This window comes from Methylocella sp. (genome assembly GCA_037200525.1).
Classification (GTDB): Bacteria; Pseudomonadota; Alphaproteobacteria; order Rhizobiales; family Beijerinckiaceae; genus Methylocapsa.
The window spans coordinates 319,976-341,737 of the sequence record JBBCGG010000001.1 but is presented as its reverse complement, the minus strand read 5'-3'; the positions used below and the strand labels follow the sequence as shown (position 1 = coordinate 341,737).

20 protein-coding genes are annotated in these 21,762 nt (G+C 61.4%); 4 read left to right on the top strand and 16 right to left on the bottom strand.

The window, feature by feature from the left end:
* Positions 1-18 precede the first annotated feature (18 nt).
* Both WDN46_01630 and WDN46_01625 read left to right on the top strand, forming a co-directional pair.
* Entirely contained in the window at positions 19-156 is a 138-nt protein-coding gene (locus tag WDN46_01630) for a hypothetical protein (protein ID MEJ0092167.1), read from the top strand.
* A gap of 497 nt (positions 157-653) precedes the next feature.
* Positions 654-1,411 (top strand): IS5 family transposase gene (locus WDN46_01625; GenBank protein ID MEJ0092166.1). Its coding sequence is split into 2 segments (ribosomal slippage): positions 654-993 and positions 993-1,411, totalling 759 coding nucleotides; the frame shifts between segments, so codons are not numbered across the junction.
* On the opposite strand, the gene WDN46_01620 is transcribed toward WDN46_01625, so the two are convergent.
* Positions 1,399-1,704, bottom strand: coding sequence for a septal ring lytic transglycosylase RlpA family protein (locus WDN46_01620; GenBank protein MEJ0092165.1), 306 nt, complete (start codon positions 1,702-1,704; stop codon positions 1,399-1,401). The two genes, WDN46_01625 and WDN46_01620, sit on opposite strands and share 13 nt — an antisense overlap.
* Before the next feature lie 1,515 nt (positions 1,705-3,219).
* On the opposite strand from WDN46_01620, the gene hisN reads away from it, so the two are divergent.
* Positions 3,220-4,053: a histidinol-phosphatase gene (hisN, locus tag WDN46_01615; protein MEJ0092164.1), complete on the top strand. Its 834-nt coding sequence runs from the start codon at positions 3,220-3,222 to the stop codon at positions 4,051-4,053.
* A 68-nt stretch (positions 4,054-4,121) separates the two neighbouring features.
* Here the strand turns inward: hisN and WDN46_01610 are convergent, their stop codons facing one another.
* From WDN46_01610 to cbiE, 9 genes are all read right to left on the bottom strand, one after another.
* Positions 4,122-5,528, bottom strand: a complete 1,407-nt coding sequence (locus tag WDN46_01610; protein MEJ0092163.1) for an NAD(P)(+) transhydrogenase (Re/Si-specific) subunit beta — start codon at positions 5,526-5,528, stop codon at positions 4,122-4,124.
* 3 nt (positions 5,529-5,531) lie between these two features.
* Entirely contained in the window at positions 5,532-5,960 is a 429-nt protein-coding gene (locus WDN46_01605; protein MEJ0092162.1) for an NAD(P) transhydrogenase subunit alpha, read from the bottom strand.
* Positions 5,961-6,050: 90 nt separating this feature from the next.
* A complete protein-coding gene (locus WDN46_01600; protein MEJ0092161.1) occupies positions 6,051-7,355 on the bottom strand; it encodes a Re/Si-specific NAD(P)(+) transhydrogenase subunit alpha in 1,305 nt (434 codons plus the stop codon).
* Between the two features lie 183 nt (positions 7,356-7,538).
* A complete protein-coding gene (locus WDN46_01595; GenBank protein ID MEJ0092160.1) occupies positions 7,539-7,688 on the bottom strand; it encodes an aa3-type cytochrome c oxidase subunit IV in 150 nt (49 codons plus the stop codon).
* A 141-nt stretch (positions 7,689-7,829) separates the two neighbouring features.
* A complete protein-coding gene (locus WDN46_01590) occupies positions 7,830-9,200 on the bottom strand; it encodes an AarF/UbiB family protein (protein MEJ0092159.1) in 1,371 nt (456 codons plus the stop codon).
* A 122-nt stretch (positions 9,201-9,322) separates the two neighbouring features.
* A complete protein-coding gene (locus WDN46_01585) occupies positions 9,323-10,696 on the bottom strand; it encodes a cobyrinate a,c-diamide synthase (protein MEJ0092158.1) in 1,374 nt (457 codons plus the stop codon).
* Positions 10,693-11,454, bottom strand: a complete 762-nt coding sequence (gene cobM, locus WDN46_01580) for a precorrin-4 C(11)-methyltransferase (protein MEJ0092157.1) — start codon at positions 11,452-11,454, stop codon at positions 10,693-10,695. Before cobM ends, WDN46_01585 begins: the two co-directional genes overlap by 4 nt.
* A complete protein-coding gene (locus WDN46_01575; protein MEJ0092156.1) occupies positions 11,451-11,831 on the bottom strand; it encodes a cobalamin biosynthesis protein in 381 nt (126 codons plus the stop codon). Before WDN46_01575 ends, cobM begins: the two co-directional genes overlap by 4 nt.
* On the bottom strand, positions 11,828-13,036 hold the full coding sequence (gene cbiE / locus WDN46_01570; protein MEJ0092155.1) for a precorrin-6y C5,15-methyltransferase (decarboxylating) subunit CbiE: 1,209 nt from the start codon (positions 13,034-13,036) through the stop codon (positions 11,828-11,830). Before cbiE ends, WDN46_01575 begins: the two co-directional genes overlap by 4 nt.
* Positions 13,037-13,065: 29 nt before the next feature.
* Here cbiE and WDN46_01565 point away from each other — a divergent pair, with 29 nt between their 5' ends.
* Positions 13,066-13,824 (top strand): cobalt-precorrin-6A reductase, encoded by a 759-nt coding sequence (locus WDN46_01565; GenBank protein MEJ0092154.1) that lies wholly within the window; start codon positions 13,066-13,068, stop codon positions 13,822-13,824.
* Here the strand turns inward: WDN46_01565 and cobJ are convergent.
* Genes cobJ through cobW form a run of 6 tightly spaced genes read right to left on the bottom strand, consistent with a single transcriptional unit; the run spans position 13,791 to position 21,673 of the window.
* Positions 13,791-14,555 carry a precorrin-3B C(17)-methyltransferase gene (gene cobJ, locus WDN46_01560; GenBank protein MEJ0092153.1) on the bottom strand — a complete coding sequence of 255 codons (765 nt, stop codon included), beginning with the start codon at positions 14,553-14,555 and terminating at the stop codon, positions 13,791-13,793. The genes WDN46_01565 and cobJ overlap by 34 nt on opposite strands.
* Entirely contained in the window at positions 14,552-15,295 is a 744-nt protein-coding gene (locus tag WDN46_01555; GenBank protein ID MEJ0092152.1) for a precorrin-2 C(20)-methyltransferase, read from the bottom strand. The genes cobJ and WDN46_01555 overlap by 4 nt, the downstream gene beginning before the upstream one ends.
* Positions 15,292-15,942: a precorrin-8X methylmutase gene (locus WDN46_01550; protein MEJ0092151.1), complete on the bottom strand. Its 651-nt coding sequence runs from the start codon at positions 15,940-15,942 to the stop codon at positions 15,292-15,294. Before WDN46_01550 ends, WDN46_01555 begins: the two co-directional genes overlap by 4 nt.
* Positions 15,939-17,249: a precorrin-3B synthase gene (cobG, locus tag WDN46_01545; protein MEJ0092150.1), complete on the bottom strand. Its 1,311-nt coding sequence runs from the start codon at positions 17,247-17,249 to the stop codon at positions 15,939-15,941. The genes WDN46_01550 and cobG overlap by 4 nt, the downstream gene beginning before the upstream one ends.
* On the bottom strand, positions 17,243-20,638 hold the full coding sequence (cobN, locus tag WDN46_01540; protein ID MEJ0092149.1) for a cobaltochelatase subunit CobN: 3,396 nt from the start codon (positions 20,636-20,638) through the stop codon (positions 17,243-17,245). The genes cobG and cobN overlap by 7 nt, the downstream gene beginning before the upstream one ends.
* Entirely contained in the window at positions 20,639-21,673 is a 1,035-nt protein-coding gene (gene cobW / locus WDN46_01535; protein ID MEJ0092148.1) for a cobalamin biosynthesis protein CobW, read from the bottom strand.
* Positions 21,674-21,762: the final 89 nt, after the last annotated feature.

Here is a 21,762-nt window from a genome sequence, read left to right as displayed (position 1 = left end):
CGGCGCAGGATCGAGCAGTTGGCGATGGCCGAATTTCAACAGCGGGCGCTGCGCTTCCGGCTCGGTTGGCATGGCTTCAACCTGTTGTTTAGCGTCGGATTCCTCGATTCTGTTTTTCTTGAGCAGAACGGGTTTGCAGCGGCGGCGGCTCTCTAGCACGCCGCGCCCTTGTACCATAATGGAGCCGAACTGGGCAGCGATCTTTACGTCCCGAACGGGAGAGGAACGAATCGCGCCCGAATCGGAGCCCGGCCGCGAGTCCGGCTTTGTTCCTGCAACATATTGGCGCGCGCCGCCGCCTCTGCGCTAGATGTTGCGATTTGGAAGATCGCGGAAGAATTTTCGCGGACCGGAATTCTCTGCTTCGCGAAGACTCCGCCGCTCATCGCTGTCAAGCGCTTCTTCGGCGACGCGGCGGAGAAAATGCGAGGGCGCGGATCGGCCTTGGAAAATGATTTCGCCGCCAATCCGCGAAAATTTAGCTCATTGGCCCCCGGCGCGGCGCTTGCGCTAAGCGGCGGCCTGACGATCCGAACGTGGCTCGGTTCAATCTAGTTTTGAGATCGTCTCCATTGTCACATTAGGGCCCAGACCCATAAAATGGTTGGCGTGAGAGGCGGGTTGTGATTCACAGCTTCCGAAAGGAAGCGACTATGAATCGGGATCAATTCTGGCTGACGGACGCGCAGTTCGCGAAGATCGCGCCGCATCTTCCCACGGACACGCGCGGCAAGGCGCGCGTCGATGATCGCCGGGTGATCAGCGGGATCATTCATGTGCTGAAATCTGGCGGACGCTGGATTGACGCGCCGCTGGAGTACGGGCCAAAGAAGACTCTCTACAATCGCTACGTTCGCTGGGCTGCTAAGGGCGTTTGGATCGATCTGTTCCACGCGCTTGCGCAAGCAGGCGGGCCGCCGGCGCAGGTCCTCATCGACTCCTCGGCGGTCAAGGCGCATCGCTCGGCCAGTGGCGGCAAAGGGGGGAGAAGAATCAGGCCATCGGCCGTTCGCGCGGCGGGCGCACAACCAAAATCCACGCATTGACCGATGCGGACTGCCGCCCGCTGTCTTTCATGCTCACCGGCGGCCAAATCGCCGATTGCTCGGCGGGCGCGGAGCTTATCGCGCGACTTCCTCCTTGCGAAATCCTCCATGGCGACAAGGGCTACGACGCAAATGCGATCCGTCGGCAGGTCGAGGAGCGCGGAGCTATGCCGAATATCCCGCCCAAGGCCAATCGCAGGTGGAAGAACTGCTTCTCGCCCTTCCTCTATCGAAACCGCAACGCCATCGAACGCATGTTCTGCCGCCTGAAAGACTTCAGGCGCGTGGCTACCCGCTACGACCGAAACGCCATAAACTTCCTCGCGACAGTCTGCATCGCCGCTACCGTCAGCTACTGGTTGTGAGTCTGGACCCTAGCAAGACCGGCGTGACGGAAGCCGAGCGCATCTGCGGCCGAGGTTGAAACGTCGACGATGCGGCCGTTGATGTAGGGTCCGCGATCATTGACCACCAAAACAATCGAATGTTGATTGGTCAGATTGGTGACGCGGACGTGAGTTCCGAAAGGCAAAAACCGGTGAGCGCAAGTCATATATCCCCGCGCGCCATAGTAGGAGGCTTTGCCGCTCCAGCTTTGCGCCTGCGCAGCGGCTGAAGAAGCAAGAGTCGCGAGGGCTATTATGATAAGTTTATGCAATACTAATACTCCGTACATTAACATGCATTCGCTCATAGTGAGGAATAGCGTGTCACTGCATGGCTTATGTGATGAAAAAGTGGCGATGTATTAACATAAAACGGACAGAAACAGATTATATTGGTTGTTGGTATTTATGACGTGCTAGACTGTGCCGCTTATGTAATATCAATATTGTCTATTGAGCTATCTGGGGCAGCGCGCCGACGGTTTCTGTTGAGGCGAAGGTTTCGGCCAAGCGACGGATGGCGCAAAAAGACTATCTGCGGGGAGCCTAGGGCTTGGCTCGCTGCGGCTCAGGCCTTGAGCAGTATAGTTAGGCCAACGACGATCATCCCCATGCTTGGTCACGGTCCGCGGCGATGCGCCTTGATTGACTGTCGCCGCTACGACCCGAAGATGGCCCAGCCTCGCTTCAGCATGGAGGCGGATCTCGCGAGTCGGGCGCGCGCTCGAACGGAATCGCTCAAGACCCATTTATTTTCGGATTGGGCTTTAAGCGCGTGATGGTGGCTGCCGCATATCCGGCGACTTTAGGCCGTAGCAAAATATCGGTCGTTTTGTCGCAGGAAGGGTTTCTTTTTGCAAAAAAATGCATTATCACCATGCAGATGTCGCCGATCAGTTGCGAATAAGCAATTGTGGCGAAACCGCTTTCTCGCCAAAACTATCATCGGCGAGCGACATGGCGGCCCAAGTCGGCGCAGGCCGACATAAATAGGCCGCCCGTGTTTCCACAAGCGGCCCAAGTCTAGGGAGGAAACGCCCAAGGAGGGCATCGGCGACAATAGCTTGTCGCGCGGTGTTGATATGAACGCGCAATGCGTTAACGACAAGGTCCAAGATGTTGGGTTTTGGGTCGGCGTAAGACCGATCGATTTGGATCGATTTGGCTAACCGACTGGCGGATAATGATTAATCGCCAACTTACTAAAGGTCGTTTTGTCGCAGATGCGGTTCAATTCACAAAAAAATGCATTAAAACTTAAGAATCTGTGTCGCTGTAGCGTCTGTGCAAAGAATTGCTGACGCGCCGGATAAGCGGACCCTAGGCCAGTCAAAAAATAAAGAGGCCGCCTGTGTTGCCACAAGCGGCCCAAGTCTAGGGAGGAAACGCCCAAGGAGGGCATCGGCGGCAAGATCATTGCCGCACCGCAATAACATGCACGTGCAGCGCACAAAAAGCAAGGCCTGCTGACCTATTTTTTTAGCGCCTTTGAGATAAATCATAAACATATGATTTTACTGACGTTCTAGATGCTTGAGCGCCGCCGTTGGCCTGCGCCGGGATCTATAAGTTGACGTTCCTCCAAACAAATTGGCGGCAAATCCGTCTGGCCAGGCGAAATCCTGACTCGCGGACTGCGGATTGGCGCGTAAATGAGCGATCGCCAGCGTTGGTTCGACATAATTCGGAAACACGTTTTTCGGATATGGTCGAGCATTGAGAACGGGCGCAATCGATTCGGCGCGGGTCGATGATAGCGCAATATCACGCTTCGGAAGGGCTCGCTGATGACGGCCGTCGATTTCGCCGCTTTTGTCGAAAAACTCGCGGATATTGCGTGCGAGACGATCCTGCCATTTTTTCGCACCGCCCTCGGGGCCGAAGACAAGAATATTGGCGGTCTGTTCGATCCTGTGACTGAGGCGGATCACGCCGCCGAAGCGGCGATGCGTCGGCTTATTCAGGAGACCTTCCCGCATCATGGCGTCATCGGCGAGGAGTTCGGCGCGACCAGGAGCGATGCGGAATATGTTTGGGTGATCGATCCGATTGACGGCACCAAGAGCTTCATTGCGGGAATGCCAATATGGGGCAGCCTGATCGGCCTTCTCCATAATGGACGCCCGACATACGGGATGATGGTTCAGCCTTTCACCAGGGAGCGTTTCATTGGCGATGGCAGAGGCGCGATCTGGCGCGGACCAAAGCCAATCAATGGGCCAACCCAAGGGCCAATTAATGCGCCAAGCAATGGCCTGATCGAGCGCAAGCTCACGACGAGGCTCTGCGAGGATCTCGCCAAGGCGACTTTGTTCACCACGTCGCCGCTGTTTTATTCAGAAGATAAGCTTGCCTCCTTCCGCCGCGTCGAGGCCAAGGCGCGTCTGTCGCGATATGGCGGCGATTGCTACGCTTTCGCCATGCTGGCTTCCGGCCATGTCGATTGCGTGATCGAGGCCGGGCTCAAAATCTATGACATCGCCCCGCTGATTCCTATTATCGAGGGCGCGGGCGGCGTGGTGACCAATTGGCATGGCGACAGCGCGGCGGAAGGCGGAGACATATTAGCCTCCGGCGGCGCGCAGATGCATGAACATGTGCTGAGGTTGCTGCAAGGCTGACCCAACCCGACGTTGCGTGACCGCGCCCAACGGCCAATCAATGACTGTTGAGCGCGTCGGGGGGGCGTCTATTCCATAGCCCTTAAAATCGACTCGACCATTTTCTTGGCGTCGCCGAAAAGCATCGTCGTATTGGGGCGGAAAAACAGCTCGTTCTCGACGCCGGCATAGCCAGACCCCATGCCGCGCTTGACGAAAAGCACGTTCTTCGCGAGCTCGACATCAAGGATCGGCATGCCATAGATCGGCGATTTCGGATCCGTTTTGGCGGCCGGATTTGTGACGTCGTTGGCCCCGATGACGAAAGCGACGTCGGTGTGGCTGAACTCGGGATTGATCTCTTTGAGTTCGAACACCTCATCATAGGGCACGTTCGCCTCGGCGAGCAAAACGTTCATGTGTCCGGGCATCCGGCCGGCGACGGGATGGATCGCATATTTGACGTCCGCGCCGTTTTTCTTGAGCGCATCCGCCATTTCGCGCAAAGCATGCTGCGCCTGCGCAACCGCCATGCCATAGCCTGGCACAATGATCACGGATTTCGCCGCCTTCAGGATCTTGGCGGCTTCTTCCGGCGAGCCTTGTTTGACCGGTCGCGTCTCAACCGCGCCGGCCCCGGCTGCGGGGGCGGCGGTCTCGCCGCCAAATCCGCCGAGAATGACCGAAATAAACGACCGGTTCATCCCCTTGCACATGACATAGGACAGAATGGCGCCAGATGAGCCGACCAGCGCCCCGGTGATGATCAAGGCGAGATTGCCGAGCGTGAAGCCGATGCCGGCGGCGGCCCAGCCGGAGTAGGAGTTGAGCATGGAAATGACGACGGGCATGTCGGCGCCGCCGATAGGCACGATCAACAGAACGCCGAGCGCGAAAGAAACGACGGCGATAGACCAGAAAATAACGTGATCCGCCGACATCGAAAAAGCGATGATGAACAGGACGAGAATGATGGCGAGGACGATGTTAATCAGATGGCGCTGCGGCAAAAGGATTGGTCTGCCCGACATCCGGCCATCGAGTTTCAGGAAGGCGATGATCGAGCCCGTGAAGGTCAGCGCGCCGATCGCGGCGCCGATCGACATCTCGATGAGACTGGAAACGTGAATCTCATGTCCGGCGCCAAGTCCGAAGGCCTGCGGAGCGTTGAGGGCGCTTGCAGCGACGAGAACGGCCGCAAGCCCGACGAGCGCGTGAAACAGAGCGACGAGCTGAGGCATCGCCGTCATCTGAATCGTGCGCGCCCGCCAGATGCCGATCGCCGCGCCAATGGCGATGCCGATCGCGATGAGCGCATAAGACAAGGGGCTCGTCGGAGGCCGATAGAACAAGGTCGTGCCGATCGCGATCGCCATGCCGAGCATGCCGGCGTGGTTGCCGCGCCGCGAGGTGACCGGCGAAGACAGGCCGCGCAACGCGAAGATGAATAGGAGACCCGAGGCGAGATAGAGCAGAGCCGCGATATTGGCGTTCATCGGTCAGCCCTTTTTCTTGTACATGGCAAGCATGCGTTCGGTGACGAGAAAACCGCCGAATATATTGACCGAAGCAAGGATCAACGCGATGAACCCGAAAATGCGGGCGGCGGTCTCGCCGGCATCCGCATCCGAGACGCCGGCTGAAAGCAATGCGCCAACCACGATAACCGAAGAGATTGCGTTGGTGACCGACATCAATGGCGTGTGCAAAGACGGGGTGACCGACCAAACGACATAGTAACCGACGACGATCGCGAGGGCGAAAATCGCCAGCCGGAAGATGGAGGGATCGATCGCGCCCCCGCTGAGGGCGTGAGCCCCTCCTGCGAGCTGATCGGCATAGGTTTCCGCGCTTTCAGCGGCTTGCCGCGCCGCCGCGACCGCCGAATGCAGCTTGTCGAGCGTTAATTGATCGATTTCGGTTGCCATCGCGTCCACCTCCTATTTGGATTTTTTGACTTCAACACGTCACGCTTTCCGACGGTCAAGAACTTGCAGACGGTCAAGAGTTTCAAACGGTCAAGAGTTTGACTGAGTCGGGCCTTTAGCCGGCTTAGGCCTTTGCCTTGTTTTGGGTCGATCTTGGGGCTCGTCGGTCGGTTCGGCTTGCGTCGGGGCGGTCGCTTGCGCCGGAGACTCGGCTTGGACCGATGACTCCGCTTGGACTGGGGGCTCGGCTTGGACCGAGGGGTCCGCCTGGAAGCCCGGATGGACCAGCGCGCCATCCTTGGTGAGCAAGGTCGCCTTGACGATCTCATCGTCCCAATTGATCGCGAGAGAATGAGACGCCGCATCGATCAGGGGCTCGATGAAAGCCAAAAGGTTTCGGGCATAAAGCGCCGATGCGGTGGCGGCCACGCGTCCGGGAACGTTCAAATAGCCGATGACCTTGACGCCATTTTCGCTGACGACGGTCTCGCCAGGCTTGGACAATTCGCAATTGCCGCCGCGCTCGACCGCCAAATCGACGATGATGGATCCGGGCCGCATCGTTTGGACCATGGCGGCGGTGATTAAAATGGGCGCGGGACGGCCGGGGATCAAAGCTGTTGTAACGACGATATCCTGCTTGGCGATGTGCGAGGCGGTCAGCGCGGCCTGCTTCGCCAGATATTCGGGAGACATCGGTTTGGCGTAGCCAGCCGCCGTTTCCGCCGCGGCGAATTCCTCATCCTCGACCGCGATGAATTTCGCGCCGAGCGACAGAACCTGCTCTTTCGTCGCCGGCCTGACGTCGGTCGCGGTCACGACGCCGCCGATGCGCCGCGCGGTGGCGATCGCCTGCAATCCCGCGACGCCGACGCCCATGATGAAGATGCGCGCCGGCTGAATCGCGCCGGCCGCCGTCATCATCATGGGGATGGCGCGATCATATTCGGCGGCGGCGTCGATGATGGCGCGATAGCCGGCGAGATTGGCCTGGCTCGACAGCACGTCCATCGTTTGCGCTCGCGTGATTCGCGGAATCAGCTCCATCGCGAAGGCGCTGGCTCCCGCGGCGGCGAGCGATTGCAATGCGCCGATATGGCCGTAGGGGTCCATGATCGCGACGACGGCCGCGCCAGGCTTGACGCCTGCGATGTCAGAAGCGTCCGGGCGCCGGACGCGCAAAACAATGTCGGCGTCCTTCACCGTCGAATGCGGGTTGGCGGCGATCAAAGCTCCGGCGTCCGCGTAATCCTGGTCTGAAATGCCGGATTTGCGTCCGGCTCCGGTCTCCACTGCGACTTCCGCGCCAAGGCCGATGAGCGACTTCACGGTCTCGGGCGTGGCTGCGACGCGACTTTCGTTGGCGTCGGTCTCGGCTTGGACGGCGATGCGCATTTAGAAACTCCGATCGATCATCGAGCTTTGGATCCAGAGCATGGTCCGAAAAGCCGCAGGCTTCCCAAGATCATTCGTTGAAACAAAGAGATGGAGCGCGTGGAGGTTCAAAAGGAAGCAATCGCGCTCCAGAAGCAAGGCCAGGCGTCGCGCCTCTCTGGACGGGGGACCGATTGGCGGCGATCAGCCGGCGATCACGGCCAAAAGGATGAGAATGCAGATCACGCCGATCACGGAGAACTTCAGCAGACGAAGAAAAAGCTTATAGGTCCGCTCGTGCTCGTCGTAATCCATAGCGGGGTGATCCACAGACTGCGCGTAATCGTTCGCCATTGCGTGAGGCTCCTGCCAAGTGTATGCGACGCAACCTTTCGCAATGAATCTATCGCCGCGCAAGGGGGCAGCGAGAACAAAAGGCGAGATTATACGCGCCCGCTTGATCCAAAAAACCGCCCGCTCGAGCCGGGCGAGAGGTCAGACCGGCGGGACAAGCCCGACGGCGGCGAGGGCTGTCGCCTGCCGTTGGCGCAAGGCGTCGGCTGAGAAAATGCCTATCGTTTCATTGAACAAGCGATAGAAATTCAGCCGCGCATCAAGATGCAGAAAAGCGCCGCCTAGGCCGATTGCGGCGCGATCCATGAAGACGAATTCGCGCGGCACCCGGACCGGGGCGCTCTGCTTTAGCGCCTGATGCACCATGAACGCCTGCTTGCGGCCATATTGTCCAGGCGCGACCCCGTCGGCGACGGTGCGCACGCGATCGTCAAGCAGCGGCGCGTAGATGAATCGAGCCCAGATGTTCAGAATTTCGGCAAGATCCTTTGTGAGGCCGTGAAAGCCCCAGGTTTCATAAGCATGGAATGTGCGCGCGAAATCATCGTGCAGCAGGCCTTCGTAAAGATCGATGACGCCGCCGACGAATTTCGACGTAAAAATCCGGATACATCCGTAATCGAGAAGGTTGATGCCGCTCGCCTCGAGCGGGTCGCCGCCATCGCTGAAAACGCTGTAATTGCCAAGGTGCGGGTCGCCGTGGATGACGCCCAATTGGCTGAAGGGAATCCACCAAGCCTTGAACATAGCGGTGGCTATGCGGTTGCGAGAGTGCTCATCGGCCTTGGTGAAGCTGAGCAGTTTGGTGCCTTCGAGCCAATCCATCGTCAACAGGCGCGCGGTTGAGAGACCGGGCTCAACGCGCGGAACCCGCACATCCGCGACATGAGCGAGAGCGGTGCGGTAAAGCGCCGCATGCTTGGCTTCGCGGAGATAATCCAGCTCTTCGCGCACGCGTTCGGCAATTTCCTTCGTGATCTCTCGCGTATCGATTACCGGATTGAGCCGGCGATGCAGCGCGAACACCACGTCGAGTTGGTTCAAATCGGCTTCGACGGCCGATTTCATGTCCGGATATTGCAGCTTGCAAGCGAGAAGCGCGCCGTCTTTGGCGACTGCGCGATGCACTTGGCCGAGCGACGCCGCCGCCGCCGGATGGTAATCAAAACTTTTGAACAGCGACAGCCAATCCGGCCCAAGCTCCGCTTGCATGCGGCGTTTGACGAAAGCTGCGCCCATTGGCGGCGCGTTGCTCTGCAACTTCTGCAATTCCTCGGCATATTCGGGCGGCAGAGCATCGGGGATGGTCGCCAGCATCTGCGCGACTTTCATCATCGGCCCTTTTAGGCCGCCGAGCGCCTGCGTCAGGGCCGCCGCGCGGTCCGCGTCGCCGTTGCGGGCGCCCATCAGCCGGGCGCCTGCAATACGGGCAGCAACTCCGCCGACATTGGCGCCGACGCGGGCATAGCGCGCCGCGCGGGCGGAAAAGCGATTGGCTTCGTTGTCTTTCATGCGCTCACGGTCCAGCCTCAATGCATCAGCTAATACGCCAAATGACGCCGCGCTGCACCATGCCGAATTGGCGTTGCGCCGGTATTGCCTGAGGCGGCGCCGTCCCTTTGCGGGCGGAAGGGTTAGAACGCTTCCGCGGCGATGACATGGAAAAAGCTGCCGCTCACCAGTCCCCGACGGCCGCCCGCTGGTTGCTCCACATTCCCGTGGGCGTCGCGAACGAAGGCGAAAGGCGGATCGGCTTCGCTCGAACCTTCGATCGTTGCGTAATGAAACTCGTGGCCGCGCAGGCGCGCATCGGCCGGTCCCAAAGAATGATCGGCGGCGAGCCGCGCATCGCGATAGCCAAGATGCAGCGTCCGTTTGGCGAAACTGAAGGAGGGGCTGAGCAATCCCGCCATGCGATGCGCCTGGCCGGTCTGGTCGATCAAGCTTTGGCCCAAAACCATGTAGCCGCCACATTCGCCATGCACCGGCCGCGTTGTCGCAAACCTTCGCAGGCCGTCGAAAAACCTATGCGCGTCGGCGAGCCGGCCAGCATGAAGTTCAGGGTAGCCGCCCGGCAGCCAGCAGAACTCGCTTTGCTCCGGCGGCGGCTCATCGTCAAGCGGCGAAAAGAACGCGATCTCCGCGCCGGCTTTTCGCCAGCTGGCCAGAATATGCGGATAGACAAACGAAAAAGCGACGTCCCGCGCGATCGCGATGCGTTGCGCGGGGGGGGGCAAAGCGACTGCGGGCGCATCATGCGCAATGGTCGCGGCGCGGGCGTAAGGCAATATGGCGCTCATGTCGGCATGTTCGGTGACGAAGCCGGCGATCTTGTCCAGTAGGCTGTCGAGATCGGCGGTTTCCTCAGCCTGAACGAGACCAAGATGGCGCTCCGGCAGATCGATTTTTGTCGCGCGGGGCAACGCGCCGAACACCGGGACGCCGAGCGCCTCGATGGCTTGCGTCGCGAGTTTCCGATGCCGCTCGCTGGCGACGCGGTTCAAGATCACGCCCGCGATACTTATGCGCGGATCGTAAAGCGCGCAGCCTTTAACGATGGCGGCGGCCGATTGCGCTTGGCCGCTGACGTCGACGCAGAGGAGGACTGGCCAGCCGAGCGCCGCCGCGACATCGGCTGAGGCCCCGGTTCGCCCGGGCTCCCCCGCGACGCCGTCGAAGAGCCCCATCGAGCCCTCGCAGAGCACGAGGTCGCAGGCTTCTCCGCTTAAAGTCTCGCTTGCGGCGCCGGCGAGCGCGCGGAGGAGCGGAGGCGACATCGCCCAACTGTCGAGATTGAGGCTCTGCTGTCCGGTGGCCGCAGCATGGAAAGCGGGATCGATGTAATCTGGTCCGCATTTGGCGCCGCCGACGCGCAGGCCTTTGTTTTTGAACGCGCGCATGAGACCAAGGGTCAGCAGCGTTTTGCCGCTGCCCGATCGCGGAGCGGCAATGACGAGGCCGCGCGCCAGATTAGGCGAAGACGGCGAAGAAAAACGTGCGCGCTTCACTGAGGCTCTCCGCGAAACCGGCGCTTGTAATCGGCGTCATAGAGGGCGCTATCGCGGAAGTCGCGCGTCTTCAGAACCCGTCCGACGAAGATCAAAGCGGTTCGCTCCATCGGGGCGGCGGCGAGTTGCTCCGCGATCGACGCCAGCGTCCCGCGCAGGATTCTTTGCTCGGGCCAGGAAGCGCGAAAGACGATCGCCACAGGGCAATCGGGGCCATAATGCGGGGTCAGTTCGGCGACGACTTGGTCGATGGCGTGAATCGAGAGATGAATCGCCAGCGTTGTCCGCGTTGCCGCGAAAGCCGCAAGCGTCTCGCGCTCGGGCATGGATGAAGCTCTGCCCTGCGTACGCGTCAAGACAAGCGATTGCGCGACTTCCGGCAAGGTCAGTTCGCAGCCCAACGCCGCCGCCGCGGCGGCGAAAGCCGGAACGCCGGGCGTGATCGTATAAGGGATGGCGAGTTCATCCAGGCGGCGGATCTGCTCGCCCAAGGCGCTCCAGATGGAGATATCCCCCGAATGCAGCCGCGCGACATCTTCTCCGGCTTGATGCGCGCGCAAGAATTCCGCGACGATTTCATCAAGATTCATCGCCGCCGTATCGATGATGCGCGCCCCGGCCGGGCAATGCGCCAGCAGCGCGCGCGGCACCAGCGAACCCGCGAAGAGGCAAACGGGCGAGGTCGCTATCAGATCGCGGCCGCGCACGGTTATGAGATCGGGCGCGCCCGGCCCCGCGCCAATAAAGTGGACGGTCATCTCTCGTTTGTCCCGGCGATGGCGCAGCTTGCTCCCGCGTCGCTAATGCGAGGGACAAGCAGGATGGAGCCGGGGCCGGCCCCGGCGAGCGCGGCGGTCTCGGCGATCGAAGGCAGGCCAAACATCGCCATCACTTTTGCCGAATAGGTGACGGCGCGCGGAGCGGCCTCGCGCAGGGCGGCCCTATCCAGAAAAACCAGCGGCAGCGCAAGGCGTCGAGCGGCCTCGATCAGTCCGGCTTCGCCTTGCTTGTCCTGATGCGTGAAGAGGGCCACCGCGTCTGAGCGCTGCGCGCTCGATAGCGCGCGCCGCACCACAGCGATGATCGCTTCGCTGGCGCAGCCTTGCTTGCATCCGACGCCGATTGCGATTCTCATTTTATGACGACCCATTGCGTGATCGGCATCGCGGGTCGCCAACCGTGGAAATCTCCAAGCGGATCGGCGTGGGCGATCTCGATTTTCGTAAGTTCGCCGCCATGCGCTTTGAAATGGGCGATGAGGCTCGCCTCGGTTTCAAGCGTCACGGCGTTGACGACAAGGCGTCCGCCCGGCGAAAGCGCAGCGAGAGCCGCATCGACAAGAGCATTGTCGCCGGCCCCGCCGCCAATGAAAATCGCCTGCGGCTTTGGCAGATTGGCGAAGGCTTCCGGCGCCGCGCCAGTCACGATCGTGATTTGCGGCGCCCCGAGATTTTTGGCGTTGCGCAAAATTCGCTCGGCGCGGTCAGGACGCGCTTCAATCGCAATGGCGCGATTGGCAGGATCGAGCAGAAGCCATTCGATCGCAATCGAACCGGAGCCCGCGCCGACGTCCCACAGCAAACCTCCGCGCCGCGGCGCAAGCGCCGACAACGTCATCGCGCGAATGTTGCGTTTGGTGAGCTGGCCGTCGTTCTCAAACCAGATGTCGTCGAGACCGCTGCTGATCGGAATCATGCGCTCACGCGGCTCGGCGCTGACCCCGATGGCGACAAGATTAAGAGGATTAATGTCAGTTATGCTGAAAGCGTCGGCCGCTGAGCTGCGCAGACGCTCTCGCGGACCGCCCATCGCTTCCATGACTGTTATGCTGGATTTACCGAGCCCTCGCTCGCAGAGCAGCTTCGCCAAGCGAGGCGGCGTCGCTTCGTCCCAGGACAGACAGAGGATTTTCGCTCCGGGCTGGAGCGCTGGAATGATTTGCTCGAAATCGCGCCCGTGCAGCGAAATCAAAGCGCAGTCCTGGAGGCTCCAATGCAAACGCGCGGCGGCGAGGCTGAAACTGGAGGGCGACGGAATGCAGCGCATTTCATCTCGCGGCACATGGGCGCTGAGCAAAGCGCCGATGCCGTAGAAGAAGGGATCTCCCGAAGCAAGGACGCACACCGGCTCGCCTCGGCGCGCAAGGATTTGCGGCGCGGCGGCCTCAATGGGCGAGGGCCAGGTCATGGTTTCGCCCCTGAGCGGACCCGCGAGCTCAAGGTGCCGCGCGCCGCCAATGACGAAACAGGCTTGCGCCAGATGCATTCGCGCGGCAGGGATGAGACCGTCAAGGCCATCTTCGCCAATGCCGATCAACGATAGCCATTGTTTCTCGGTCATGGGCGAGGCGCAAATTTAAAGGGGACGCGATGCGGGTTCTCGTGCTCGGCGGAACATCGCAGGCAAGCGAGCTGGCGGTCTTGCTCGCCGGGCGTCGCGATATTCAGGCCATGCTGTCGTTTGCGGGCCGCACGGTGGCGCCGGTCGCGCCGCCGATCTCGTTCCGCATCGGAGGCTTTGGCGGGCCCGATGGACTTGCCGCCTATCTCAAGGCGGAGCGCATCGATATTCTCGTCGACGCCACGCATCCCTTCGCTGATCGAATCTCGCGCAACGCATCGATCGCCGCAGGCAAGACCAATATTCCGCTCATTACATTGTCGCGCCCTGCGTGGACGCGCGAGGCGGGCGATGATTGGATCGAGGCATCCGATATGGAGAGCGCTGTCGCGGCGTTGGGGTGCGAGCCAAAGCGTGTGTTTCTCACCGTAGGGCGTCTGCAATTGCAGGCTTTCGAGGCTGCGCCGCAACACTTCTATCTCATTCGCAGCATCGATCCCAGCGCGGCGCCGCTGAACCTGCCGCATCATCGCATGATCGCCGCGAGAGGACCTTTCGCCGTTGAAGCTGAGGAGCATCTTTTGCGCGCGGAAAAAATCGACGTCATCGTCGCCAAGAACAGCGGCGCAGCGGCGGTGTTCGGCAAAATTCTCGCCGCGCGTCGGCTTGGCGTGCCTGTAATCATGATCGAGCGACCCCCGATTGGGGCGCAGGCCGTGCATGATCCGACGGATGTCATTACCTTCATCCTGCGTCATGGAGCGATCTCCGCGCTGCGCGGCGTATAGATGAAGGGCTGCGCGGCGCCGCGCGTGATAATTCTCGTCGCGCTCGATCCAATGATGACGAGCGTGCTCATATCGGCGAGCGCGGGGTCCGCCGCCTCGAGCGTCGTGATGGTGATTTGTTCATCTGGCCGCCCGATAGCGCGGGCGAAGACCACCGGCGTCGCGCTAGCCTTATGTTGGCGCAGCAAAGAAAAGCCTGCATGGATCTGATCAGGCCGTGTTTTTGAGGCTGGATTGTAGAGAGCGATGACGAAATCTCCCTGCGCCGCCGCCAGAAGTCTGCGCTCGACAAGCGCCCAAGGTTTGAGATTGTCAGATAAGGAAATCGCGCAGAAATCATGGCCCAGGGGCGCGCCGATCCGCGCCGCCGCCGCTTGCATCGCGGATATGCCCGGGCACACGGCAACATCGATTTCGCGCCACGCGGGTTCGCCAAGATCAATCGCCTCGAACACCGCTGCGGCCATCGCGAAGACGCCCGGATCGCCGCCTGAGACGACAGCGACGCGGCGGCCTTGCTGCGCGAGGCGCAATGCGTGTTCGGCGCGCTTCAGCTCGACCCTGTTGTCGCTGCCGTGCCGAGTCTGGGCGGCCTGAATCGGAAGTCTATCGAGATAAGGCGCATAACCGACGAGATCGGTGGCGTCAGTGAGGAGGCTCAAAACTTCGGGCGTGATCCAGCCTTCAAAGCCTGGACCCAGTCCGACGATCCGCAGGCTGCCCGCGCTCATGGCCGCCTGCCTTGGCCAGGAATGAGGATCATCGAAAAATAAGGCGCGACGTCGTCGGTCTTGTCATCGAGGGTCAATATTTTCTCGGCTTGTTGCGTGCCATGCTCAACGTAGATCGCGGATTTTTCGCGCCCCGCTTGCATGATCGCGGCGCGGACTTTGCCGAGGTTGGCGCCGAGCTTGATGATGATTGCGGCGTCGCTCGACTCGAGATGGCGCACGAGCGTTGGTTGATCCAGTGTTCCGGGTAGAACGCTGAAGACGTCATCGCCCCAGCTGATCGGCGTTTTTGCCGCGCTCCAGCACCCCGACATGCCCGTGACGCCAGGAACGACCTCGATGTCGAAACGATCTTTCAGCCGCACATAAAGATGCATGAATGAACCGTAGAACAAAGGATCGCCTTCGCAAATGAGGGCGACGTCCCTCCCCGCGATGAGATGTTCGGCTATCGCTTGCGTTGCATCGCTATAGAAGGCGCGCAGCTCCTCGATATAGACCGGACTGGAGAAATGCGCTTCCGTCGTCAGAGGATAGAGCAGCGGCAGTTCGATGCAATGTCGCGGAAGCCAGCGATCGACGATCGCGCGTGCCCTTCCGCGCCTGCCTTTCTTTGCGAAAAAAGCGACGACCGGGGCGGATCCGAGAATCTTCGTCGCCTTGATGGTCAATAGATCGGGATCGCCCGGCCCGAGCCCGACGCCATAGAGACGGCCCTCGCGTTGCGGCTGGGCGCTCATTCGGTTTCGCTCGCAAGCGCATTGAGCGTCGCCGCGGCCATCGCGCTGCCGCCCTTGCGTCCGCGCACGGCGATAAAAGGCGCGGGCGATGAGAGGATCAGTGCCTCCTTCGATTCGGCGGCGCCGACAAAGCCGACCGGCATTCCGATAATGCAGGCGGGGCGCGCTGCGCCATGATCAAGCATGTCGAGCAAATGGAACAAGGCGGTGGGGGCGTTGCCGATGGCGACGATCGCGCCATCAAGCCGGTCGCGCCAGAGTTCGAGCGCCGCCGCGCTGCGCGTATTGCCGATCCGCGCCGCGAGCTTTGCGGTCGCGGGGTCACCCAGCGTGCACACTACGTCATTATTTTTCGGAAGCCGCGCTTTCGTCACGCCCTGCGCGACCATTTTGGAATCGCACAAGATCGGCGCGCCGGATTGCAGTGCGCGCCGCGCTTGCAAGACAACCTCGGGAGAGAAAGCAAGATCGGCGGCGACCTCAACCATGCCGCAGGCGTGGATGATGCGCACCGCGACGCTCTCTTCAGCCTTGGTGAATCGTTTGAGATCAGCCTCAGCGCGTATCGTCGCAAAAGAGCGGCGGTAGATTTCCGCTCCATCGCGAATGTAATCAAAGCGGCTCGATTGTTCTTGCTTGGCGTTCATGAGATGTCGCGTTTTGCGTTGTCTTCGGCCCGCCCTGCAGCCGCGCCCAACATGTCGCGGGCGGCCGCCAGAGTGAGGCCTTGGGTGAGGCTGGGATCGTGGGTCGTCGCGTTGAAGGCAAGATCGTAGAGGCCCGCGTTGGCGACGAGCGTGTATGGCGTCGCGCTTGGCTTGGCGCAGCCTTTGCAGCACCCCGACACATGCAGTGCGACGCCGCTTCTCTGCAGACGCCGGGCGATTGAGGCCAGAGCCAATGCGTCCGAGTGGGAGTCCGTCGTTCCGCGCGCGCAGGCCGGCGCGCCGCCGCAGGCGGCGACTGCAAGCCTCGGGTCTTCGCTATCAATGATGAAGCCCGCCGCTGCGAAATGCTGGCGCAAAGCCTCGCAGCGCCGCGCATCGATGTGCGGCGCGATGAGCGCGCGCCAGGGCGTCAGCCTGATTTCGCCGAGGCCAAAAATCTCCGCAGCGTCCGCCGCCGCATCGAGCATCGTTGCGGTGAGGCGGCCAAATGCTGCGCCTGCGCCAAAGCCGGAGATCCCTGCGCCAATATCCAACAGCCCGACGGCGGAGAGCTCGTCCTGGACCTTGCGCCTCCCCGCCGGGGCCAAAGAGAGGCCTGTCGCATTGGCGATCGCCAGCGGGCCGCAACGAGAGACAAGCTCGCGCATTCTGCGCGGCGGTTCGGACATTGACGCGCTGAGGTCTCGAAACGTGCGGGCCAAGCGCAAGGCGATATCCACGATCATGCCGGAGTCGCATGCGCCAAGATCAATTGCGTCGCTTGCGTCGCCGCCGATTGAGACGATGAAATCGTCACAGTTTGGTCGAAGGAGAAATCTTACATCGGCGGGAATTAAAGCCAGGGAAAAAGGACCGCCATCATCGATCAGAAAGCAGAATTTGCCGGGAAGATCATGCAAATCCCTGGCGCGAACGAGCGCGGCTTCAAGCGCGTTGCCGATTGGCGCGACATCGATCGCCGCGCCAAAACCCGCGAGCGGGCTGGTCAAAACATTGCGCACGGCTTCCGCTGCGGGTTCGTCGTCGATCAGGCCGAGATCTGCGAGCGTCCCGATGAGAGAGGGCAAGGTTTTGTCCGTTAATCCGCGCAATTGCAGATTGCCGCGCGAGGAAAGGTCGAACAATCCATTGCCATATTCCCGCCCGGCTTCGGCGAGGCGGCGCATCGTTGAGGCGGCGACAGTCCCGCCGCTGATGCGCAAGCGCACGAGCAGTCCATCTTGCGCCTGCATGGGCGAAAGCGCGCCGGGGCAGCGCCCCCTCCGCAATTGTTCGCGCGTCAACATGTGAGACTTTCCCGCATCGATGCGAGGCAATCAAGGCTTGAGTTGCGCCTGCTGTGCCAAAAGCCCCGGCGTTGCGCATCTTCAAAACGCGCGACGATGGAGAGGGCCGCTTTTGGGTTAGCCTTGATAAGAAATTCGCGCACGTCGGGAGCGCCGCAGGTCGCCTCAAAAATGAGTTCGAAATGCCGGCTGGCGACTGCGTCGGTCAACACCGCCAAAGCGAAGAGATGATCGATGGTCTCGGCGATTTCCGCGCCGCCGCGATGGCCATGCCGCATCTGCCCCGCGATCCAGCGCGGGTTGCTCGCTCTGCCGCGCACAATGCGAGCGACTTCCTCCGGCAGCGTGCGGACTTTTATCGCGCCGGGCCGAGCGGTTTCGACATGATAGACCGGAGCATTATTGCCGAGCATTTGCGCGGCGGCGGCAAAGCCTCCTTCATGATCGACGATGGCGTCGGAGTCGAGCAGGTCCTGCTCGTCCTGATCCTGAACATGAATCATGGCGTCGGCGCTTGCAACCCGATCGACGAAAGCAGGCGTTGCGACGCCCTCCCCTTGCGCTCCGCCATAGGCGTGCGAAGTCGCATCAAGGTAGAGCCGGCCGAGTTTTTCGCGCGATGGCGCGGACTCCGCATCGATAGCGCGCGACAGGCCAAGGCCATAGGTCGAGGGCGCGGCGCCGAAGATGCGCAACGGGGCTTCGCCCGTTCCTCGCCGCGCAGCCGCCAAGGGATTGAACTCCTCGTCCTCGTCGCACTGGCTGACTGCGCTCACCGCCTGATCGAACAAAGCGATCTGCGTCGGGAAGACATCGCGGAACAGTCCCGAAATGCGCAACGTCACGTCCACGCGGGGCCGCTCGAGCCGGGCTGGAGAAATGATCTCAAATCCCGTGACGCGCGATGAGGCGTGATCCCAGATCGGCTTGACGCCCAGCAGCGCAAACGCTTGAGCCAGATCATCCCCGCCCGTACGCATGGTCGCGCTCGCCCAAAGGTCCATGACGATCCGCTTCGGCCATTCGCCATGATCCTGCGCAAAGCGGTCTAGGACTTCGCGAGCGGCGCGTTGGCCGATCTCCCATGCGGTGCGGGTCGGAACCGCGCGCGGATCGACCCCATAGAGATTGCGTCCCGTGGGAAGCACGTCAACGCGTCCGCGCGACGGCGCTCCGCCGGGCCCTGGCGCGACGAAGCGGCCATCAAGGGCCGCGAGCAGGCCCCTGCTTTCCATGTCGCCGCAGCCGTCGATAAGCGCCGCGATGCGCTCCGACGCCTCCGCGTCAACGCGCTCCTCGCCGCCGGCAGGCAGCAGACTGACCATCGCAGCATCGCGCAAAGCGCCGCCCGACGACTGGCCAAAGACATGCAGGCCATCGCCGATCCGCATGTCTTTCAGATCGCAAAGCCACGCGTCGAGGCGCTGCAAGGCGACGATTGGGTCGGCTTCATCGCTCAGCCCGCAGTCTTGCGCCAGTCCGGTATCTTTGGCCCGATCCAAAATCGCTTGCGCCAGCAACCGCGCGCGTCGGGGATCGAGCGTTTCCGCGCTCGCATATTCATCGAGGAGGGCTTCGATTTCTTGCGCCGCGCCGTGACTCCCGGCCTGCATCAAAGGCGGCGTCAGATGGCCGATGGTCAGCGCGCAGATGCGACGCTTGGCCTGCGCCGCCTCGCCCGGATTGTTGACGATGAATGGATAGATGACGGGCGTTGAGCCAAGCACAACTTCCGGCGCGCAATGCTCCGTGAGCGCCGCTGCCTTGCCCGGTAGCCATTCGAGCGTGCCATGCGTACCGCAATGAATCATGGCGTCGATCTTCGCGCGATGGCGCAGCCACAGATAGAATGCGACATAGGAATGGCGCGGCGCCAGAGCGGAGTTATGATACTGCGCCTTACGATCCGCGTTCGATCCGCGATCCGGCTGCAGCGCGACGAGAAAGTTTTCGGCGCGTAAAACCGAGAATGAGAAGACGCCCGAATGCGCGGCGGCGTCCATCTCAGGCTCGCCCCACTGCGCATAAAGCGTTTCGACAAAGGACCGCGGCATTGTTTGCAGCGCTTCTTTGTAATCGGCAAGACTCAATTGCTCACTCCCGCCGTTCGTCTCGAGCGCGCGCATGAGATGAACAGCGTCCGGCAAAGCCCCCATGGCGTAACCAGCGCCGCCTAACAGCGCGGCGATCGAGGCGACGCTTTTGGCTGTGTCGAGGCCAACGGCGTAGCCTCCGCGCCCCGCTTTGCCGGGATAGTCTGAAAGGATGCAAGCAATCCTGCGTTGCGAAGGTGAAGTTTTGCGCAAGCGCACCCAGGTGCTCGCGAGATCGGCGACAAAGTTGATGCGGGAAGGGAGAGCCGCATGAATGAGCGGCGTGAATTCGAGATCGGAATGACGACCGGCGTCCATCTTGACGGCGATGGCGCGGGTGATCAAACGGCCGTCCATTTCCGGCAGCACGACGTTCATCGCGAGATCGGCGGCGCCGAGGCCGCGTGGATCTGCCTCCCATTGCGCTTGCGCGGCGCTGGAAAAAATCACTTGGAGGACCGGCGCGTCGGCGCAATCCAGCACGCTTTGCTCGTCATCGAGGCGGCTCGAAAAAGCGGTCGCATTCAAGACCACGTCGGGCTTCTCGCGCTTGATTTCGCCGCGAATAAAGCTGATCGCTTGTTGGTCTTTGAGGCTCGTCACGAAGATCGAACGCGCGCCAATGCCGCGCGAGGCAAGCGCGTCCACTAGGGCTAGAATCGGGGCCGTATCGTCGGCGAGCAGATAGGATCGGTAGAAAACGATCAGCGCCTGGCCCTTGGCTTCGGGCGGCGCGCGGCGCCCGACTTCGAAGCTTCCCGCAGCAGCAATCGCTTGCGGCGACCGCCACGGGATAGAGGCTGTCGGCTGATGCAGCCGCTCCTCGATCCAATCGAGAATCGCTTTAATGTTTGCGCCGCCGCCCGTCTGGAGCCGCGTAAAAATCTCGTGGAGGTCGGCGCTCGGCAAGTTCGAAGCGGCGTCAAGACGCGCATCCTGCATCGCATTGCCGGAGACGATGGCGAGGATGACGCCATGCTCCCTTGCGGCGCGAGAAAATTCATCGACGCCATAGCGCCAATAATCGACGCCGCCGAGCAGGCGAACCAGGACGAAACGGGATTTGGCGACGACCTTCTCGATGTAGAGATCGACGGAATAAGGATGTTTGAGCTGGCCGATATTGGCCAGCCGAAGGCTCATTGCGCTATTGGCGCGCAGTTTCGCCGCCCCCGCGACGGCGCCAAGATCGCTGTCTGAAAACGAGAGGAATACGAGGTCGGCCGATGTCTGCGCGAGATCGACGGCGGCATCAGCTTCGTCAAGCGATCGGCTTTCCGTGCGGAGCAGATGCATTCAGGACTCCAAAAGGCTTCCGATCGCCGGCGCATCGAGACCCTTTTCGCCAATGATCACGAGACGCCCCCGGCGCGGCTCCTCCGCCCGCCACGGCCGGTCAAAGCTCTGTTGCAGCCTAGCGCCGACGCCTTGCACGAGAAGCCGCATCGGCTTGCCGCGCACCTCGACAAAGCCTTTGATTCGCAGCACGTCATGCGCTTCGGCGATGCCGGCCAATTTGCGGAGAAACGCGGCGCTGTCGTCGATGGCGCCGACCTCGACGATGATGCTTTCGAAATCATCGTGATCATGCTCCGGTTCGTCGTCATGATGCGAGCGGCGGTTGGATACATCGTCTTCCGCTGCGGCGCCAAGACCGAGCAGGATCGAGGCGTCGATTCGCCCTTCATGCGAGGCGATGACCTTTACCGCGCGCGGAACCAGCGCTTTGATGTCCGCCGAAATGCGCGCCTGATCCTTTGCCGCTACAAGGTCCGACTTGTTCAGAACGATGAGGTCGGCGCAAAGCAATTGGTCCTCGAACACTTCTTCGAGCGGATTATCATGCTCGATCGAAGGGTCAGCTTTGCGCTGAGCCTCCAGCTTGGAGGGGTCGTCAGCGAAACGGCCGTCCGAGACGGCTGCGCCATCGACGACGGCGATCACGCCATCGACGGTCAGTTTGGCGCGAACGCTCGGCCAGTCGAAGGCTTTCACCAGCGGTTTTGGCAAGGCGAGGCCAGAGGTCTCGATGATGATATGCTCGGGCGGCGGCTCAAGCGCCAGAAGCCGTTCGATCGCCGGCAGAAAATCATCGGCGACGGTGCAGCAGATGCAACCGTTGGCGAGTTCGATGATATTGTCTTCCGGACAGGCGAGATCGCCGCAGCCTTTCAATATGTCGCCGTCAACGCCAATGTCGCCAAATTCGTTGATGATCAGCGCCAGCCGCCGCCCCTTGGCGCTCGCCAAAATATGGCGGATCAAGGTCGTCTTCCCGGCCCCGAGAAAGCCGGTGATGATGGTCGCTGGAATTTTGGCGAGAGAATTCATAAGGCCCCCGATTCCGCTTTGCGGTTTCATCGCGCGGGCGCCTAACTGGAGCGCCGCGATGACGCGGCGTTCTTCGCCGAGCGGAAAAC

Excerpts from the sequence above, each read along its gene's own strand:
- WDN46_01550 (MEJ0092151.1), bottom strand. The coding sequence starts at position 15,942 with ATGAACGCCAAGCAAGAACAATCGAGCCGCTTTGATTACATTCGCGAT.
- cobM (MEJ0092157.1), bottom strand. The coding sequence starts at position 11,454 with ATGACCGTCCACTTTATTGGCGCGGGGCCGGGCGCGCCCGATCTCATA.
- WDN46_01555 (MEJ0092152.1), bottom strand. The coding sequence starts at position 15,295 with ATGAGCGCCCAGCCGCAACGCGAGGGCCGTCTCTATGGCGTCGGGCTC.
- WDN46_01610 (MEJ0092163.1), bottom strand. The coding sequence starts at position 5,528 with ATGAACGCCAATATCGCGGCTCTGCTCTATCTCGCCTCGGGTCTCCTA.
- cbiE (MEJ0092155.1), bottom strand. The coding sequence starts at position 13,036 with ATGACCGAGAAACAATGGCTATCGTTGATCGGCATTGGCGAAGATGGC.
- cobG (MEJ0092150.1), bottom strand. The coding sequence starts at position 17,249 with ATGTTGACGCGCGAACAATTGCGGAGGGGGCGCTGCCCCGGCGCGCTT.
- cobW (MEJ0092148.1), bottom strand. The coding sequence starts at position 21,673 with ATGAATTCTCTCGCCAAAATTCCAGCGACCATCATCACCGGCTTTCTC.
- WDN46_01605 (MEJ0092162.1), bottom strand. The coding sequence starts at position 5,960 with ATGGCAACCGAAATCGATCAATTAACGCTCGACAAGCTGCATTCGGCG.
- WDN46_01595 (MEJ0092160.1), bottom strand. The coding sequence starts at position 7,688 with ATGGCGAACGATTACGCGCAGTCTGTGGATCACCCCGCTATGGATTAC.
- WDN46_01565 (MEJ0092154.1), top strand. The coding sequence starts at position 13,066 with ATGCGGGTTCTCGTGCTCGGCGGAACATCGCAGGCAAGCGAGCTGGCG.
- cobJ (MEJ0092153.1), bottom strand. The coding sequence starts at position 14,555 with ATGAGCGCGGGCAGCCTGCGGATCGTCGGACTGGGTCCAGGCTTTGAA.
- WDN46_01575 (MEJ0092156.1), bottom strand. The coding sequence starts at position 11,831 with ATGAGAATCGCAATCGGCGTCGGATGCAAGCAAGGCTGCGCCAGCGAA.
- cobN (MEJ0092149.1), bottom strand. The coding sequence starts at position 20,638 with ATGCATCTGCTCCGCACGGAAAGCCGATCGCTTGACGAAGCTGATGCC.
- WDN46_01590 (MEJ0092159.1), bottom strand. The coding sequence starts at position 9,200 with ATGAAAGACAACGAAGCCAATCGCTTTTCCGCCCGCGCGGCGCGCTAT.
- hisN (MEJ0092164.1), top strand. The coding sequence starts at position 3,220 with ATGACGGCCGTCGATTTCGCCGCTTTTGTCGAAAAACTCGCGGATATT.
- WDN46_01600 (MEJ0092161.1), bottom strand. The coding sequence starts at position 7,355 with ATGCGCATCGCCGTCCAAGCCGAGACCGACGCCAACGAAAGTCGCGTC.